Annotated in this window: 24 protein-coding genes; 9 read left to right on the plus strand and 15 right to left on the minus strand. The window is 29.4% G+C overall.

The features are described 5' to 3' along the window. Position 1 precedes the first annotated feature (1 nt). Positions 2-1,162 carry a fructose-1,6-bisphosphate aldolase/phosphatase gene (gene fbp / locus KMP69_RS00555; RefSeq protein WP_214400042.1) on the minus strand — a complete coding sequence of 387 codons (1,161 nt, stop codon included), beginning with the start codon at positions 1,160-1,162 and terminating at the stop codon, positions 2-4. Positions 1,163-1,423: 261 nt separating this feature from the next. Here fbp and aroA point away from each other — a divergent pair, with 261 nt between their 5' ends. Genes aroA through KMP69_RS00575 form a run of 4 tightly spaced genes read left to right on the plus strand, consistent with a single transcriptional unit; the run spans position 1,424 to position 5,286 of the window. Next, the gene (gene aroA / locus KMP69_RS00560) at positions 1,424-2,707 is read left to right on the plus strand and encodes a 3-phosphoshikimate 1-carboxyvinyltransferase (protein ID WP_214400043.1); all 1,284 of its coding nucleotides are present in this window, start codon (positions 1,424-1,426) and stop codon (positions 2,705-2,707) included. 26 nt (positions 2,708-2,733) lie between these two features. Further along, positions 2,734-3,930: a homocitrate synthase family protein gene (locus KMP69_RS00565; RefSeq protein ID WP_214400044.1), complete on the plus strand. Its 1,197-nt coding sequence runs from the start codon at positions 2,734-2,736 to the stop codon at positions 3,928-3,930. A gap of 1 nt (position 3,931) precedes the next feature. Further along, the gene (locus tag KMP69_RS00570; protein WP_214400045.1) at positions 3,932-4,510 is read left to right on the plus strand and encodes a pyruvate kinase alpha/beta domain-containing protein; all 579 of its coding nucleotides are present in this window, start codon (positions 3,932-3,934) and stop codon (positions 4,508-4,510) included. Positions 4,511-4,542: 32 nt separating this feature from the next. Next, positions 4,543-5,286, plus strand: a complete 744-nt coding sequence (locus tag KMP69_RS00575) for a DUF2334 domain-containing protein (RefSeq protein ID WP_214400046.1) — start codon at positions 4,543-4,545, stop codon at positions 5,284-5,286. Between the two features lie 10 nt (positions 5,287-5,296). Here the strand turns inward: KMP69_RS00575 and hisH are convergent, their stop codons facing one another. The 7 genes from hisH to KMP69_RS00610 form a co-directional block, all read right to left on the minus strand. Then, entirely contained in the window at positions 5,297-5,890 is a 594-nt protein-coding gene (gene hisH / locus KMP69_RS00580) for an imidazole glycerol phosphate synthase subunit HisH (protein ID WP_214400047.1), read from the minus strand. A 15-nt stretch (positions 5,891-5,905) separates the two neighbouring features. Further along, positions 5,906-6,448, minus strand: coding sequence for a TATA-box-binding protein (locus KMP69_RS00585; RefSeq protein ID WP_214400048.1), 543 nt, complete (start codon positions 6,446-6,448; stop codon positions 5,906-5,908). A gap of 149 nt (positions 6,449-6,597) precedes the next feature. After that, positions 6,598-6,906 carry a 50S ribosomal protein P1 gene (gene rpl12p, locus KMP69_RS00590; protein ID WP_214400049.1) on the minus strand — a complete coding sequence of 103 codons (309 nt, stop codon included), beginning with the start codon at positions 6,904-6,906 and terminating at the stop codon, positions 6,598-6,600. A gap of 145 nt (positions 6,907-7,051) precedes the next feature. Beyond that, a complete protein-coding gene (locus KMP69_RS00595; RefSeq protein ID WP_214400050.1) occupies positions 7,052-8,068 on the minus strand; it encodes a 50S ribosomal protein L10 in 1,017 nt (338 codons plus the stop codon). Positions 8,069-8,101: 33 nt separating this feature from the next. Then, complete coding sequence (locus KMP69_RS00600; RefSeq protein ID WP_214400051.1) at positions 8,102-8,761, minus strand: 50S ribosomal protein L1; 660 nt, start codon at positions 8,759-8,761, stop codon at positions 8,102-8,104. A 267-nt stretch (positions 8,762-9,028) separates the two neighbouring features. Next, entirely contained in the window at positions 9,029-9,337 is a 309-nt protein-coding gene (locus tag KMP69_RS00605) for a DNA-directed RNA polymerase subunit L (RefSeq protein WP_214400052.1), read from the minus strand. Further along, positions 9,306-9,932: a DUF2067 family protein gene (locus tag KMP69_RS00610; protein ID WP_214400053.1), complete on the minus strand. Its 627-nt coding sequence runs from the start codon at positions 9,930-9,932 to the stop codon at positions 9,306-9,308. The genes KMP69_RS00605 and KMP69_RS00610 overlap by 32 nt, the downstream gene beginning before the upstream one ends. Before the next feature lie 106 nt (positions 9,933-10,038). On the opposite strand from KMP69_RS00610, the gene KMP69_RS00615 reads away from it, so the two are divergent. Further along, on the plus strand, positions 10,039-10,959 hold the full coding sequence (locus KMP69_RS00615) for a tyrosine--tRNA ligase (RefSeq protein WP_214400054.1): 921 nt from the start codon (positions 10,039-10,041) through the stop codon (positions 10,957-10,959). Position 10,960: 1 nt separating this feature from the next. On the opposite strand, the gene KMP69_RS00620 is transcribed toward KMP69_RS00615, so the two are convergent. Both KMP69_RS00620 and cbiT read right to left on the minus strand, forming a co-directional pair. Further along, the gene (locus tag KMP69_RS00620) at positions 10,961-11,350 is read right to left on the minus strand and encodes a hypothetical protein (protein WP_214400055.1); all 390 of its coding nucleotides are present in this window, start codon (positions 11,348-11,350) and stop codon (positions 10,961-10,963) included. Positions 11,351-11,357: 7 nt separating this feature from the next. Then, a complete protein-coding gene (gene cbiT / locus KMP69_RS00625) occupies positions 11,358-11,900 on the minus strand; it encodes a precorrin-6Y C5,15-methyltransferase (decarboxylating) subunit CbiT (RefSeq protein ID WP_214400056.1) in 543 nt (180 codons plus the stop codon). A 95-nt stretch (positions 11,901-11,995) separates the two neighbouring features. Between cbiT and KMP69_RS00630 the strand changes: the two genes are divergently transcribed. Then, complete coding sequence (locus KMP69_RS00630) at positions 11,996-13,018, plus strand: site-2 protease family protein (RefSeq protein ID WP_214400057.1); 1,023 nt, start codon at positions 11,996-11,998, stop codon at positions 13,016-13,018. 8 nt (positions 13,019-13,026) lie between these two features. On the opposite strand, the gene KMP69_RS00635 is transcribed toward KMP69_RS00630, so the two are convergent. The 5 genes from KMP69_RS00635 to rpoE form a co-directional block, all read right to left on the minus strand. Next, on the minus strand, positions 13,027-13,209 hold the full coding sequence (locus tag KMP69_RS00635) for a 30S ribosomal protein S27ae (RefSeq protein ID WP_214400058.1): 183 nt from the start codon (positions 13,207-13,209) through the stop codon (positions 13,027-13,029). After that, positions 13,210-13,521, minus strand: a complete 312-nt coding sequence (locus KMP69_RS00640; RefSeq protein WP_214400059.1) for a 30S ribosomal protein S24e — start codon at positions 13,519-13,521, stop codon at positions 13,210-13,212. Positions 13,522-13,586: 65 nt separating this feature from the next. Then, positions 13,587-14,063, minus strand: a complete 477-nt coding sequence (locus KMP69_RS00645) for a GTP-dependent dephospho-CoA kinase family protein (RefSeq protein WP_214400060.1) — start codon at positions 14,061-14,063, stop codon at positions 13,587-13,589. A 7-nt stretch (positions 14,064-14,070) separates the two neighbouring features. Then, positions 14,071-14,250 carry a transcription elongation factor subunit Spt4 gene (spt4, locus tag KMP69_RS00650; protein ID WP_214400061.1) on the minus strand — a complete coding sequence of 60 codons (180 nt, stop codon included), beginning with the start codon at positions 14,248-14,250 and terminating at the stop codon, positions 14,071-14,073. 16 nt (positions 14,251-14,266) lie between these two features. Continuing rightward, entirely contained in the window at positions 14,267-14,836 is a 570-nt protein-coding gene (gene rpoE / locus KMP69_RS00655; protein WP_214400062.1) for a DNA-directed RNA polymerase, read from the minus strand. A gap of 347 nt (positions 14,837-15,183) precedes the next feature. On the opposite strand from rpoE, the gene KMP69_RS00660 reads away from it, so the two are divergent. From KMP69_RS00660 to KMP69_RS00670, 3 genes are read left to right on the plus strand one after another with little or no spacing between them, the layout of a single operon-like run. Beyond that, positions 15,184-16,473: a nucleotide sugar dehydrogenase gene (locus KMP69_RS00660; protein ID WP_214400063.1), complete on the plus strand. Its 1,290-nt coding sequence runs from the start codon at positions 15,184-15,186 to the stop codon at positions 16,471-16,473. Beyond that, on the plus strand, positions 16,466-16,936 hold the full coding sequence (locus KMP69_RS00665) for a hypothetical protein (protein WP_214400064.1): 471 nt from the start codon (positions 16,466-16,468) through the stop codon (positions 16,934-16,936). Before KMP69_RS00660 ends, KMP69_RS00665 begins: the two co-directional genes overlap by 8 nt. A gap of 2 nt (positions 16,937-16,938) precedes the next feature. Beyond that, positions 16,939-17,475, plus strand: coding sequence for a hypothetical protein (locus tag KMP69_RS00670; protein WP_214400065.1), 537 nt, complete (start codon positions 16,939-16,941; stop codon positions 17,473-17,475). Positions 17,476-17,477 lie beyond the last annotated feature (2 nt).

Consider the following 17,477-nt stretch of genomic DNA (forward strand, 5'->3'; position numbering starts at 1 on the left):
TTTATTCTACATCTCTTCTATCTTCTCTTTTAACTCCTCCTTCTTCAATTAACTCTAAACCTTCTAATGGTACAAATCTATCTTTTAATGCCTCTAAAACTTTTGGAACTGTTGTGTATTCCATCATAGTTGCTGGTAATCTATGTGGTTGGAATGGACCCATTCTTCTTATTATATCTGCCATTTCTAAGGCTTTTTCTCTTGCCTTATCAAATCCTTTATCTGCGAATAAATCATTTGGTCCAATTAACATTCCATCGCATATTTGGAACCCTAATGCAATAATTCTTGCAGGTCCGTCAAATCTTGTTGGAGTGGCATCTTCTTCTCCAACTGGCATTAATGGACCCCAATGGCTACCTCTCATCCATCCTGGAACAAAGTGTGGATTGGCAAATGGTTCTAAAACCTCCCCTACTGCTGGAAATCCACTTTGAGCTCTAACAATTGCTACTGGATCGTCTTTACCAACATACTCTCCTGCTATATAATTTAACTTTTCAGTACTAACAACTGCTGCAATTTCATTATCTTTTCTTCTATAAATTCTCTTAATAGCATATTTTTCATAGTCCCCAATTAAAGCTAAGAGCATATACATTTCTTCTGGGGTTTCTAAGAACACTTTTTTATGTCCTACAACATCATGAACCTCAAATCTGAATCCAGAGATCATTGAAGGATCGAAAACTAAACCAGCGGTATTGAATGGATCAGCAAACATTTTAAATAATGGATAGTTAAATGCTGTTGGATCTGTTTTATCACAACAGAAAACTACTATTGGCTCGCTCTTTCTTTCAACAAATTCCATTTCAGCACATCCTGGACCCATACCTCTAACATTCCCTGAAAAACTGTCAGATAATAAATCTTGTCCAGCACCATAAAGTTTTAACTCCTTAGCAACTTTTGTAGCTTCTTCAAATGCCTTCCAAGCCAATCCATGAACTTTTTCATTGTCACAACCTAATCTGTGAGTCATAATTAAATCAATGTCATCTCCACATCTTGTAACATAATAATCTAAGATTATCTCATCAACAGCCTCTTCTAAAACACCTTCACAAGTTTCTAATAACTCATCTGGTGCTAAAGTATGTCCACACAACCCTCCAACATCTGCCTTTATAACACTTACAGTTACTTTATTGTTCTCCATAAAATCACCTTTTGCTGTATTTTGTATTATTAATTAGATATTTTTAGATATTTATTCACAAATAGTATATAAATTTAACTTATTGCCAATATAGTTGTTAAGACATTTAACTTTCTATTTTTATCTAATCATTTTTTAATTATTTAAGTTATTTCTGTAAAGCTTTGAAAAACCAAATTAAATATTAAATTAAATATTAAATAGTTAAAGTTAATATTAATTATAAAAAAACTAATTAATAAATCGTTATATGGTGATATTTTGTTAATAGTAAAAAAAACTGAGAGATTGGAAGGAACTATTAAATCTCCTCCCTCAAAGTCATATACACATAGAGCAGTTATTGGAGCTTCTTTAGCAGAGGGTAAAAGTATAATAAAAAATCCTCTCTGGGGGGAAGATTGCTTATCATCAGTTCACGGTTGTAAAATGCTTGGAGCCAATATAATATTAGATAAAGAAAAAGATGAGTGGATTGTTGAAGGCGGAAAGTTAAAGACACCAGATAATGTAATAGATGTTGGAAATAGTGGAACTACATTAAGGATTTTAACCTCTATATCTTCACAAATACCAAAAGGATATGCAATTTTGACTGGAGATGATTCAATTAGGAGAAGACCAATGCAACCATTGTTAGATGCATTAAAACAACTCAATATAGAGGCATTTTCATCAAAAATGGACGGAACTGCCCCTGTAATAGTTAAAAGTTCTAAAATTTCAGGAAATGTTGTAAAGATTAGAGGTGATGTAAGTTCTCAGTTTATAACTTCATTAATGATGCTACTTCCATTTAATAATGAAGACACTGAAATAATTTTAACTTCTCCATTAAAATCAAAGCCCTATATTGATGTAACAATAGACATATTAAATAAATTTGGAATAAAAATTGATAAAACAGAAAATGGCTTTTTAGTTTATGGAAATCAAAAATATAAACCTATAAATTACATAGTTGAGGGAGATTATTCCTCTGCCTCTTATTTAATTGCCGCAGGTGTCTTAATAAATTCAGATTTAACAATAGAAAATTTATTTTCTGATTCAAAACAGGGAGATAAGGCAATAGTTAAAATTGTCAAAGAAATGGGGGCAGATATTAAAGTCAAAAAAGATAAGGTTATTATTAATGGAAAGTATAACTTAGAAGGTATTGATATAGATGTTAAAGACATTCCTGATTTAGTTCCTACCATAGCAGTTCTTGGATGCTTTGCAGAAGGGAAAACAGAAATATTCAATGGAGAACATGTAAGATTGAAAGAATGTGATAGATTAAGAGCATGTGCCGTAGAATTGAGAAAGATGGGAGCAGATATTAAAGAAAAACCAGATGGATTAATAATAAGAGGAGTAAAAAAATTAAAAGGATGTAAATTAAATACATACAATGACCATAGGTTGGTTATGGCATTTACAGTTGCTGGTTTAAAGGCAGAGGGAGTGACAATAATTGACAATGAGGAATCTGTAAAAATATCATTCCCAAACTTCGTTGAGGTGATGAAAAGTATAGGAGCAAATATAGAAGTGAAATAGAAAAACTTAATAGTATGGTGGGATATATGGACTTTTTATTTGAAAATAATTGGAAGGCTGTTTGTCCTTACAATCCAAAGTTAGATTTGAAGGATATTTACATATATGACACAACTCTTAGGGATGGAGAGCAAACCCCTGGGGTTTGTTTTACTAAGGAGCAGAAACTGAATATAGCCAGAAAATTAGATGAACTTGGAATAAACCAAATTGAAGCAGGATTTCCAATTGTCTCTGAAAGAGAGGCGGAAATTGTTAAAGCAATTGCAAATGAAGGATTGAATGCAGATATTTTAGCATTATGTAGAACATTAAAAAAAGATATAGATAAGGCAATTGACTGTGATGTTGATGGAATAATAACCTTTATAGCCACTTCTCCATTGCACTTAAAATATAAATTCAATGGTAAAAGTTTAGACGACATTTTAAAGATGGGAGTTGAAGCAGTTGAGTATGCAAAAGAACATGGATTATTTGTTGCTTTTTCAGCAGAAGATGCTACAAGAACTCCTATAGAAGATTTAATTAAAGTTCATAGAGCTGCTGAAGAATCTGGGGCGGATAGAGTTCATATTGCAGACACTGCAGGGTGTGCTACTCCCCAAAGTATGGAGTTCATATGTAAAAAGTTAAAAGAAAATTTAAAAAAGGCTCATATTGGAGTTCATTGCCATAATGACTTTGGATTTGCAGTTATAAATTCTATATATGGTTTAATTGGAGGAGCTAAGGCAGTTTCAACAACAGTTAATGGGATTGGAGAGAGGGCAGGAAATGCCGCATTAGAAGAGTTAGTAATGGCTTTAACTGTATTATATGATGTTGATTTAAGGTTGAATTTGGAAGTTCTGCCAGAATTATGTAAGATGGTTGAAGAATACTCTGGAATAAAGTTACCAAAGAATAAGCCAATAGTTGGAGAACTTGTATTTTCTCACGAAAGTGGGATTCACGTAGATGCCGTCATAGAGAATCCATTAACTTACGAGCCATTTCTTCCAGAAAAAATTGGAATTAAGAGAAATATTGTATTAGGTAAGCATTCTGGTTGTAGGGCAGTGGCATATAAATTGAAACTTATGGGTATAGAATATGATAAAGATATGCTATGTGAAATAGTTAAAAAAGTTAAAGAAAAGAGAGAAGAGGGAATATTTATAAGTGATGAGGTATTTAAAGAAATTGTTGATGAAGTTTTAAAAAAGAGAAAAGGTAGATAATATGAGACTTTTTGAATATCCTGGAAAAGAGAATACAGATGAAACTTTAAAAATAGCAGTTGAAAGAGCTAAAAAAGGAGATATAAAAAGTATTGTAATAGCATCATCTACTGGAGAAACTGCTAAAAAATTACTTGATTTGCTAAAGAAAGAAAATTTAAATTTAAATGTGGTTGTTGTAACATATCACCAAGGATTTTATGGGGAAGATATAATTTCAATGAGTGAAGAAGTTGAGGAGGAATTAAAAAAGAGAGGAGCTAAGGTATTTAGAGGAACTCATGCATTGAGTGGAGTTGAGAGAGGAATATCAAATAAATTAGGTGGCTATGGTCCTGTTCAAGTTATTGCCGAGACATTAAGAACTTTTGGACAAGGTGTTAAAGTTTGTTATGAAATTACTATTATGGCTTGTGATGCTGGATTAATAAAAGCTAAAGAAGAGGTTATCGCTATAGGAGGGACTGGTAGAGGAGCAGATACCGCAATGGTTATAAAACCTGCAAATATGAACACATTCTTTAATATTGAGGCGAGAGAAATTTTATGTATGCCAAGATTTAAAAAGAAAAAAGAATAAAAAATTTTTATTTTTAATAAAATTGGGAAAATATGAGAATTTTATTTCAATTAATTATAATCCTGTTTATAGTTTTATTGCCATCTTTTCCAACTAATACAAATTATAATTATACTCTAAGTAAACAAAATAAGCCAATAATATTAATTCACGATGTTAGTCCAGTTTATTTTAAAGATTTAAAAAAAATTGTAAAAATAATAAATAAATATCACTATCAAAATAGAACTTATCTTTTTTTGATTGTCAATCATGCAAATGAGCATAATTTAAAAAACTATCCTGAATTTGTTAAATATCTGCATCAATTAGAAAAAGAGGGCTATCACATTGAATATCATGCCTACAATCATATAGGAGATGAATTTAACTGTAATAAAACAGTTGCAGAGGAAAAACTAAATAAATCCTTTAAAATATTAAAAGAATGTGGCTTTAACCCTAAAAAAATTAAGTATTTTATTCCGCCAAGATATAGAATATCAAAAGATGCAGAAAAATTATTCTTAGAGAGGAATATATCAATAATTCTAAATAACAAAATTATTACAAAGAATAATGGAAAAATTTATGTAATTAGCATTATAAATAGAGAATATACTTGGTATCTTCCAAAAATATTTGTAAAAGATGCTGAAATAATTGCATTAATTGATTACAAATTAAGTAAAATTGAAAACAAGCCTTATTTTTTATCAATTCATCCCAAGGCAGTAAATTATGGTGGTGGATTATTATTCTTAAACGATTTTTTAAACGAAACTTTAAGAAATTAATAAAAGAGTTTTATAATAGTTCAACAAAGTTCTCTATAATTTTTAATCCAACCTTACCACTTTTTTCTGGATGGAACTGTGTTGCATAAATATTGTCTTTGTTTATAGCACTTGGAAATTCTATTCCATATTCAGTTTTGCCTATAATATACTCTTTATTTAAAGGATTTACATAGTAGGAATGAACAAAATAAAAGTAACTATTATCCTTTATACCTTCAAATAATGGATTGTCTTTAACTATTTTTACATTATTCCAACCCATGTGAGGTAGTTTTTCAACATTTCTAAATTTAATTACATTACCTTTTATTACTCCTAAGCCATTAACTCCTTTCTTCTCTTCACTTTCCTCAAATAACACCTGCATACCCAAACATATTCCTAAGAAAGGAATATTATCATCAAATATTTTATATAATGTTTCTTTTATCTTTGATAGATTTTTCATAGCACTGCCAAAATTCCCAACTCCTGGTAAGATTACTTTATCACACGCTAATAACTCTTCACTATCTTTTGTTATTATAGCCTTGTCATAAAGTTCAACTGCCTTCTGAATACTTCTCAAGTTCCCTGCATTGTAGTCAATTATCCCAATCATTTTCATCACTAAAATTTAAAGTTCTTGAACTTCTTTTATTGTCTCTAAGATTTTATTTAGAGCTCTTTTAGCATCTTCCTCACTCTTTAATCCAGTAATAACAACCTTACCGCTACCAAAAATTAAGACAACAACTTTTGGGTCGTCTAACCTATAAACTAATCCAGGAAACTGTTCAGGCTCATACTCAGTACCTTCGACCATTAAGGCGATTTCATCTAAGTTTGGCTCAATTCCCAAGTCTGCAGTAGCAACCATATTTTGAACTTTGATTTCAGGATTTTCAATGACATCGAATCCAGCATCTTTTAATTCCTTTATAATTTTTTTAATTGCAATCTCTGCCTCTTCTTTGCTCTTAGCCCCTGTACAGTTTATTTTTCCACTTCTGAATATTAACAACGCTACCTTTGGAACTGACAATCTACAAACCAACCCAGGAAATTGTTCTGGCTCATATTCAGCATTATCTAAAATCATTGCTACTTCTTCTAAATCAATATTATCTCCAATTTTTGTTGAAACTACAACATTTACTATCTTTATATCAGGCTCCATATTTTTTCACCTTTTTAGTAGATAGCTTAAATATTATAGTAAATATCCACATATATATAGATTATTTAAAAATACAAACATAATATTTATATATTTAAATTAATAAATATATTGTTAAAAAAATAAAAAATAAAGATAGTTTAAGGAATTTATCCGAATAAAGCGGCTAATCCAGCAACAGCTGCTCCAGTGTCTTCTTCTTTCTTTTCTTCTTTTTTCTCTTCTTCTTTTTTCTCCTCAGCAGCTGCAGTTGTTGCAGGTGCAGGAGCAGCTGCAACTGGCATAGCAGCGTTTGCTATAGCCTCTTCAATATCAACTCCTTCTAATCCAGCAACTAATGCCTTAACTCTTGCTTCATCAACTTCTACGCCTGCAGCAGTTAAAACTGCCTTAATAGCGTCTTCTGTTATCTCTTTTCCTGCACTGTGCAATAGTAATGCCGCATAAATATATTCCATATTTTACACCTCCATTTTCATTCAATTTGTTTATATTAGATTTTGTTTTTATATTTGTTTAATTAGTATTGTGTTTTATCTCTACTACAAATATTATAATTAATTTGCAATTCACTATTTATTATTAATTATTTATATTTTTCGGTTAGAATAATAAAGCCAATCCTGCGGCTCCTGTATCCTCTTCTTTCTTCTCTTCCTCTTTTTTCTCCTCTTCTTTTTCCTCTTCAGCTACTGGAGCAGCTGAAACTTCTACTGATGACAGTTTAGCTTTAATGTCTTCATCTAAAGCATCTTCAGGTAGTTTGGATGCCAATGCCAATGCTTGTGCTTGAGCCTTTGCCAATATATCTCCAGCAGTTTCTTTTGTTATAAATGCTGTTTCAATTGCCAATGCCTTAGCATTAATAAATGCTTTCTGTATCAAGTATGGTAACACTTCTTTTGTAGGATATGCTATATTAAATGCTAAGTTAAATGCATTTTGGTAGGCAGTTTGAATATCTGCCAATAATTTTTCTTCATCTACTTTTAATACATCTGGAGTATATATAATTCCATCTTCATAAACTGCCAAAATGTTTAAACCAACTTTTATTGGTTTTATTCCTAATCTGTCCAATACTGCTGCTAATTTTGGTGAAACTACTTCTCCCTTTTTAACAACTACTTTGTCCTCTTTAATTACAATTTTACCTTTTTCAATAGCCGCTGGAATACCTACACTTTTGAGTTCTCCTAAGAATGGTCCTGGAGGCATTCCAGTAGAACCTTTCTCAACTTTAATGTCACATGGGGCAATTTGCCCTCCTTTTACAGGAGCAGGACTTTTGTTCTCTTCCAACATCTTATAAAGTTTAAATGGATTCATATCTGTAACTAATATTGCCGCCCCTCTCTCTACATAGTTTGCCAATTCAGCTAACTTTGGATTATTCAATTCTTCAGATGCTTCTTTTAAGGCTCTTATGATTAAGGTGTTTCTTGACATTCTCAATTTGACTTTATCTCTAATTTTGTCTCTAATTTCTTGTAATTGAGGGGCAGGGACATCCATCATATCTACTATAGCAACTACTGGCTTACTTTTAATTAGCCCCTTTAGTGTTTTAACTTCCTCTATTTTCCACGGGGCTACGTGTGCTTTCACTTTTGTTTCCATTTTTATCCCCTTCACTTTTATTATTTAGAGTTTTTATCTTTTCTTAGCTTTCTCTTTTTTAACTTTTACAGCTGGACCCATGGTTAATTTAACATAAGCATCTTTTAAGTGATATAAACCTTTTTCATATTTCTTAGCTATAACGTTTAGAACTGCCTCTATATTATCAACTATTTGTTCATCAGTCATTTTTTCATTACCGACTAATACTTGGAAGTAAGGTTTATCTCTTGTGTTTATGACAACTGTTTTTTTCAATCTTTCAACTAATGGGGCTATGTTTGCGTTAGCAGGAACTGGTTTTGGCATTTTACCTCTTGGACCTAATATCATACCCATATATCTACCAATCAAAGGCATTAAATCGGCTTGAGCAATAAAGAAGTCGTGTGCCTTAGCAATTTTTCTTAACTTCCTTTTGTCTTTACCTAACTCTTCAATTTCTTCTTTTCTAATAGCAGTTAATCCTAACTCTTCAGCCTGTTTAATTAAATCACCAGTTCCTATAACTGCTATCTTTGCCTCTTTACCTCTTCCATGAGGAAGCACCACTTCAGCCTTTATTCTGTTCTCTGGCTTCCTCATGTCAATTTCTTTTAATATTCCTATAAATTCAAAGGACTGTGTGAAGTTTCTCGGCTTCGCGAGTTCGCGAGCCTCCTTCACCGCTTGCAACAGCGCTTCTCTGTCCATATTTCACTCCTCCTTATAACTTTATTGATGTTTAAGCTTGTTTAATTCTTGTTTAATTATTTAAATTTGATGAAAATCACCAATATTATATGACATCTTATATAAATATTTTACAGTTGAAATTACTTTACATTTAAGTTAAAAGAGAGAGATTCACTAAATTTCTAAGACAAAAATTAAAAATTTGTATATAGAAAATACTATACACAGTATATAAAATTTTCGGTATACTGGATTTGAAAAGAAAACATTGAAAATTTTAATAGATTATTGTTTATTCATTTTTTCTTTTAATTCATTGAGTAAAGTATCGCACATATTTATAATATCTCTCAAACATTCTTTTAAAACTTCTATTGGATCTACACCATCTTCAGTTATTACAGTTATCTTTGGATTTGATATATATCTTCCAGTTTCTGGATGTAACAATGGATGGTCTATAGAGTATGAAGCCATCTTTACGCCTTCTTTTGTTAATAGAATATCTTTCAATAAATTTGGTAGAGAGTGATCTTCATTTATTAACTCAATTTCAACTAAATTATTCTTCCTTTCCAATATCTTTATCTCCATATTCTCCCTCCAATAGAACTTTTTTAGCTAAGTTTATATCTTTGTTTAATACTATTCTACCATCTTCCTCTTCTCTAAGGAATTCTTTTTCTAAGGCCTCTTTAATTACCTCTTCAATAGGTTTGTTTTTTATAAAAGATACTAAAACTACTAAATTTTTTACAGGTTTTGATCCAAGATTTGAAAATCTCAACTCTTGATAAAGTTCAAAGAGATTTTTTAGAATATCATTAAATTTATTAATGTCAATGTCTGTTTTTATTGCATTTTCATCTTCTAAGTATATAACTCTATATCCTAAAGTCTTAAGAGTATCTATTATCAAATCTTTATTAACTGGATATTTAAGTTCTGATAAAACATATTTATATAAGCCTTCTTTGTCTTTTCTATACATTCTCTTTACTTTTTCTATTAAATTCACTATAGTCCTATAATTTTCATTTAAGGAATCTTTATCAAATCCGAATACAAAGATCTTTACATGATTTCCTTTTGATTCTATTGTGCAATCAACCTTTAGCCTTGATAATCTTTCACAAAGATCTAAAAGTTCTTGGTCACTACTAACCTTAAATGAAATTATTTTTCTCATATATTGTCACCAACGATGGAATAACATTTAATTAGTATAAAGTGTTTATAAAATATAACTGCCTATATAATAAAGTTTTGCATTAGAATATTTTCTGGTGGTAATGATGGATACATTCGAGATGATAAAGAAAAACACTTCTGAAATAGTTAGTGAAGAAGAACTTAAAGAAGTTTTAAATAAAACATATAAGAAGGCATACATTGGATTTGAACCAAGTGGTAAAATACATTTAGGACATTACTTACAAATTAAAAAGATGATTGACTTACAAAATGCTGGATTTGATATTATAATATTATTGGCTGATTTGCATGCCTATCTAAATCAAAAAGGAGAGTTAGATGAGATTAGAGAAATAGGAGAATACAACAAGAAAGTTTTTGAGGCTATGGGTTTAAAGGCTAAATATATTTATGGTAGTGAGTTTCAATTAGAGAAAGATTATACACTAAATGTATATAAATTAGCCCTAAAAACAACTTTAAAAAGAGCAAGAAGAAGTATGGAACTTATAGCGAGGGAAGATGAAAATCCAAAGGTTGCTGAAGTTATTTATCCAATAATGCAAGTTAATGATATTTATTACTTGGATGTAGATGTTGCAGTAGGAGGAATGGAGCAGAGAAAAATCCATATGTTAGCAAGAGAATTGTTGCCTAAAAAAGTAGTTTGTATTCATAATCCTGTTTTAACTGGATTAGATGGAGAAGGTAAGATGAGTTCTTCAAAAGGAAACTTTATTGCTGTTGATGATTCTCCAGAAGAGATTAGAGAAAAAATTAGAAAAGCATACTGTCCTGCTGGAGTTGTTGAAAAAAATCCAATAATGGAGATAGCCAAATATTTCCTTGAATATCCTTTAACTATAAAGAGACCAGAAAAATTTGGAGGAGATATAACTGTAAATAGTTATGAAGAATTAGAAGAGTTATTTATAAGTAAAAAATTACATCCAATGGATTTAAAAAATGCTGTAGCTGAGGAACTTATAAAGATTTTAGAGTCAATTAGAAAAAAGCTATAGGTTAGACAATTATTATATCACTTAATTTTCTCTTATTCTCTTCTTTTTTATGATCCTCTAATGAAATTGGTTTAGAATCTGCTATTATGATGTTATCATTTTTTCTATCATTAGTTTTTTTAGTAATTTTATTAAGATTTTGCATCATATTATAATTTTGTTTTTTGATATCCTTTTTATCCTTATTATTTTTTGGATGAGGGAGAGTTTTATATCTAATTTTAACAATAATCTCTCCTTCTCCTTCATCTTTATCAAATGGTAGATTTATTTTAGCAGTATCTTTAGATAAAACTTCCAATGAAACATTTTTATCCCCTAAATAAATATCAACATAGGAAATTAAAACGCTTTCTGGATTTTGTATTGAGAGAGTTATTTTCTCCTCCATACTTTATCTACCTGACAGCTTTTATTATGATTATTGGATTTTTTGCTAAAAACATGTGTCCAGATGGAATTTTTTTGCTATAAGAAATGAAAACATTAACAGCTTCAACATTATAGCCCTTATTTTCTAATTCGTTCATTATTTTAACTGCATTCTCTAAAACAATTGTATTGGCGACAATATGATTAATATTTTTTTTATCTAAAATTTCAATTATCTTTTCAATATTTTTAGTTCCTCCTATAAAAGCTTTGTTAAACTCTAATTTTTCCAAAACTTCCTCTGCCCTACCTTTTATAACTTCACAGTTTTTAATATTAAATTTGGCTAAATTTTGTTTAGTTAATTCAATAGCATCATCTACATAATCTATTGCATATACAAACTTACATCTTTTAGCCATCTCAACTGTCATTCCTCCACTTCCACAGCCAATATCAACAACAACATCATCTTTATTTAAATTTAATTTCCCAATGCTTACAGCCCTAATTTCTTCTTTTGTTATTGGAACTTTATCTTTTCTTATAAATTCACTGTCTGGAATCATAATAATGTCACCAATTTTAGTAAGTATATTAAGTAGGTAATAACATAATTGAATTTGAAGATTTAATAATTAAAAAATTGCAATAGGGGGAAGTTATGAACTATTCAATTAGACTATTTAAAGTTATGGGAATTCCAATAGAATTGCATATAACATTTATCTTGTTTTTGATAATTATAATTGGGCTATCTGTGATTAATAAAAATATATTTTGGGCTATTTTATTCATTTTATTGTTTGTCTCTGTCGTTTTACATGAATTAGGGCATAGTTATGTGGCTAAAAAGTATGGGGTTAAAATTGAGAAAATTTTACTTCTACCAATTGGCGGAGTAGCGATGATGGACAAAATTCCAAGAGAAGGAGAGCTAAAGATAGGATTGGCTGGACCAATAGTTAGCTTTATCATTGGAATCTCTTTGTTAATTATATCTCAATTTTTTGATATAAATATAGGTGGTTATCCTTTAATATATACAGTTGGATTATTAAATTTAATGCTTGGTAGTTTTAACTTAATTCCTGCCTTTCCTATGGATGGAGGTAGAGTTTTAAGGGCTATATTATCAAAAAAATATGGCTATTTAAAATCTACAAAAATAGCGGCAAATATTGGAAAAAGTTTAGCTTTGGCTATGTTAATTTTTGGGCTACTATCAATGAATATTATATTAATTTTAGTGAGTTTGTTTGTGTATTTTGGTGCTGAACAAGAGAGTAGAATGGTGGAAGTTGAAACAATCTTTAAAAATATTAGGGCAAAAGACATTATGACCCCAAATCCAGTATGCGTAGATCCAAATATGAGCATTGAAGAATTTTTAAATTTTATGCTCAAACACAAATATTTTGGATATCCAGTAGTTGAAAATGGAAAATTAATTGGTTGTATAGGGATAAGTAATATACACAGTAAAGAAGGGACTGTAAGAGATTATATGGAAAAACCAGTAATAGTTGATGAAAATACTGATATAACTGACATTTTAAAAAAGATGGTTTATGCTGATAGGGTTTTTGTTGTAGATGAAAATAACAAATTAAAAGGGATAATATCAAAAACAGACATATTGAGAGCTATGAATATATTGGAATTAAAAGAGGAATTAGAACATTAAATTAAATTTTATTCTTTCTTTTGAGGCTGTTTCCATTCCATATATCCACATCTTCCACAGGAGTATCTGTTTAAGTGCTCAGCCATAAAAACTCCCGGCCCACATCTTGGGCAAAACTTCTTTAATCTAACAACTTTATCTCCTTCAATTTTGTAATATTTGTATTTTGCTGTTTTTTTACCTTTTGTCATTTATTCTCCCCCCTCAGCAGTTGTTTCCTCTTCTTCATCAATTTTATTCTTTCTTAAAATGTGTTCTCTTTCAATTAACTTTAACATTTCCTCATTGTCATATAATTTAGCATAACCTCTAACTCTCTGCATTCCAGATTCTCCAACAATTTTTTCAACGATTAATAAATCCTTATTTGCGTTTAAGATTGCCGCAAGTTTTAATTTAACATCTTTGAATGTAGGTGTTGCTCCTTCATAATCTACAATAAATCTGTATTCTTTTCTCTTTAATAATGGGTTATACCTTTCTGACAATATCTTTATCTCCATACTTTATCCCTCTTTATAATTTTTTAAATTTTTATTAGCTTTTTGTTTTTGTTAATATTAAATTTTTATATTTTTATAAATTGTTTTAATAAATTTTCAATTTCTTTTTTTATTTTTTCATTTATTTTTATAACAACCATTCCTTTATTTGGCAATCCATATAAAACATAAGTACCAATTGGGAAGTATTTGATAACAATTAGAGCGAGCAAATCTTCTTCTCCATCTACCAATAGAGCGATGTCTTTATCATTTATGGTAGAGAGGTATTTAATACTTTCTATTGCCTCATCAGATATACAACCAGGAGGATTTTTTATCTTAATAATTTTTTTAAAATTGTGATTTATTTTTATAGGGATTGTTCTTTGAGTTTTTAAATCAAAAATGGATAATTTAGGAATTATGTTGTTTTCAATTACTGTTTTAGTTACTATATCTCCAACAGTTACTATATCACCATCTATATTTGGTAATGTTTTATATACTTTTCCAAAGGGTTTTTTTAATTTTTCTCTTAAATTTTCTGGGAGTATTAACATGCTTAATCTACTCCTTTACACTTAATGCATATTTACCTTTAATTTTAATATTTGCCTTCTTAGCAATTTCTGATTTTTCTGGATTTAAAACAATCAATAACCCAATCCAATTTTCGCTTGTTGGAGAGTGACATATAGGGCATATTTCGTCGTTAGTTAAATATTTACATTTTAAGCAGGCTCTCATAACCTCACCTTTTTAGTTATTCTTCTTCCTCTTTTTTATTTTTCTTTTTTTCTTCTTCAATCCACTCTAATTTTCCAAGATATGGCTGTCTCATCGTTAAAGCTATTTTACTTCCTCTCTTTCTTTCAGCTTTTAAACTAATAGCGACAATTCTTGCTCTAACATAATCACCAATTTCTAAAACTTTTCCAGTCTCTTTTCCAATAATCGCCTCTCTCTTAGGGTCATATGATACATAATCATCCATAATTTGCGAGATGTGTATTAATCCATCCAAAGGCCCTAACCTTACAAAGCTTCCAAATTCTACGACATCTACTATTTCTCCTTCAATAAGTTCATACATTTCTGGAACATAAACAAGAGTTTCAAATACAACTGGGTGATAGGCTGAACCATCACCATGAACTACTTTTCCATCTCCTATCTCTTTTACATCAACTATTGACAAAATAAAACCTACATCTTTATCTAATCTTCCTTCATATTTTTCTATAAGAATTTTCTTTATGGTTTCTTTTAAATCATTTCCAAACTCTTCTGGGGGAACTCTAACAACATCAGCAATTTCTAATATTTTATACATAATTAAATTCACCTCTTATTTTGAGTTTATTTTGTTAAATATAGAAGTAAATAAAAATATAATTAGAAGATATTAAAAATAAAAAGCAAATTATCTCAAAAATAAGACTTAGAAAAAATAATATTGATAATACTTTTATTACGAAGTTGTATTTATAATTAACCATAGCTATTCATAATGGGTTGTATTTATGTTTATTATGTTTATATTCTTAACGAAACTATTTTAAAATGAATATTTAAAACTAACCTAAAAGAATTTATTAATTTTAAATAGTATAAACAAAGTTTTTATATTATTTGGACACAAAGTTTGTCTTTCAATAACAAAAAATTTTGGGGATAGCGATGACAGAAACATCAAATAACGATAACAACGATAAAAAAAAGATATGTGTAGTTGGTTTAGGATATATTGGACTACCAACAGCATCAATGTTAGCAATATATGGATATGAAGTTATAGGAGTAGATATAGACAAAAAAAGAGTAGAGGAGATTAAAAAATTAAATTTTAAAACTACAGAAAAGGACTTAATGACTTTAGTCCGAGGAGCCATAAATTCAGGAAATTTAAAAGTTCAAACAAAGCCAGAAAAGGCTGATGTTTTTATTATCTGCGTGCCTACACCATGTATTGAGATTGATGGAGAAAAAAAATGTGATTTAAGTTACTTAAATAAGGCCATTGAAGACATAAAACCATACATAGAAGATGGGAATTTAATTATTATTGAGAGTACAGTTCCCCCAGGAACTTCTGAACAGATTTATAAAAAATTGTCTAAGGAGAAGAAGATATATTTAGCCCATTGTCCAGAGAGAGTTCTGCCAGGGAATATTTTAGCGGAGTTAGTTAAAAATGATAGAATAATTGGTGGAATAGACGATAAATCAAAAGAAATGGCTAAAAAGATTTATGAGACATTTGTAGATGGAAAAATATATTTAACAGATACTAAAACAGCAGAGATGATAAAATTAATGGAAAACACTTATAGGGATGTTAATATTGCATTGGCTAATGAGTTTGCGAAGATTTGTGAAGAGTTAGGAATAGATGTATGGGAGGCTATAGAGTTGGCTAACAAACATCCGAGAGTTAATATTTTAAAACCCGGCCCAGGAGTGGGTGGGCATTGTATTAGCATAGACCCTTGGTTTATTGTTGAGAAATCAAAAAATGCAGTTCTTATAAAAACTGCAAGAATTTTAAATGATTCTATGCCTTTTTTTGTAGTTGAAAGAATTAAAAAAATATTAAATAAGGATAGTGGAAAAATAGCAATATTTGGAGTAACATATAAAGGAAATGTTGATGACACAAGGGAAAGTCCAGCAGAGAAAGTTGTTAGAAAGTTAATAGAAGATGGCTTTGAAGTAAAATGCTACGATAAGTATGCAAGAAACTTTATAGTTCCATTGTATAGTTTAGAGGAAACTGTTGATGGAGCAGATATAATAGTTATTTTGGCTGACCACGATGAATATAAAAACTTTGAAGAAGGAACTATAAAAAATATATCCTCAAAAGTAAAAAATAAATTAATCTTTGACACTAAAAATGTAATAAACAAAGATTTATGGAAAAAAGAAGGTTTTAAAGTATATATATTAGGTGATGGGAAGAATGCATAAATTAAATGAGATATACTTAAAGGAGTGTATTCATTTTTTTGACAGTTGTATAAATGCTTTAAAAGATTTTGATTTAAGAACATTTATATCAAGATTTTATTATGGTATGCTATATTTATTAAATGCATTTGAATTTTATATTAGGGAAGATATAGAGGACTGGCACAATAAAGAGAGATATATTAATTTTAGTAAAAAAATTAGGAACTTTTTAATAGATTTAAAGTTATATAGGCATGCATCAGATTATATCTTATCTAAAAGATTGGAGCACGGTAAATCTTATGAGGAACATTGGGAAGAATTTAGAGAAAGTTATTTAAAATTAAAATTTTTTCACTATTTGCACATATTGAAGCAGGAACTGTATAATTATAGGCATAATCAACTTATATGCATTATCGTTGAAAAACTGGACATTATTGAGAAGTTATTAAAACTCTACATTATGTTAGAGGAATAATTATGGACGATATAATAAAAATATTAAAAGAATTTGGAATTTTTAGTGAATATTTAAAAATATTAGATATAGAGGTTGAAGGAGATAAATATATAACTATTTTAATTCCAGATGCATTAGATTGGATAGAATTGGAGGAAATAGAAGAAATCTTAGAAAAAAAGATGGATAATGTTAGAATTAAGATTTCAAAATTACCTTTAAGCAGATTTATAAAAATATATTTAGAGAGGAATCTTAAAAATAAAACTTATGGAAATTTCATTGAAAACATTGAAATAGATGGAATAAATTATGCTTTATATATTGACTGGAAAAATAAAAAAATAATAATTCATAAATTTAATGGCAAAAATCCTATAACAGAAAGTTGTAAATTATCATCAAGTTGGGAAACTCCGTGGGGTCTTTGGGTTTTAGGTTTTAAGAGTAGGGAAGAGGCAAAGAAATTTGCTGAAAATCTTGCATCTGAAATTTATAAATATTATAAAATAAAATTTGAAAGTGTAGAACATAAAAGGTGTTTAATGGAAAATTAGGT

The organism is Methanocaldococcus lauensis (assembly GCF_902827225.1).
Classification (GTDB): Archaea; AGJL01; Methanococci; order Methanococcales; family Methanocaldococcaceae; genus Methanocaldococcus; species Methanocaldococcus lauensis.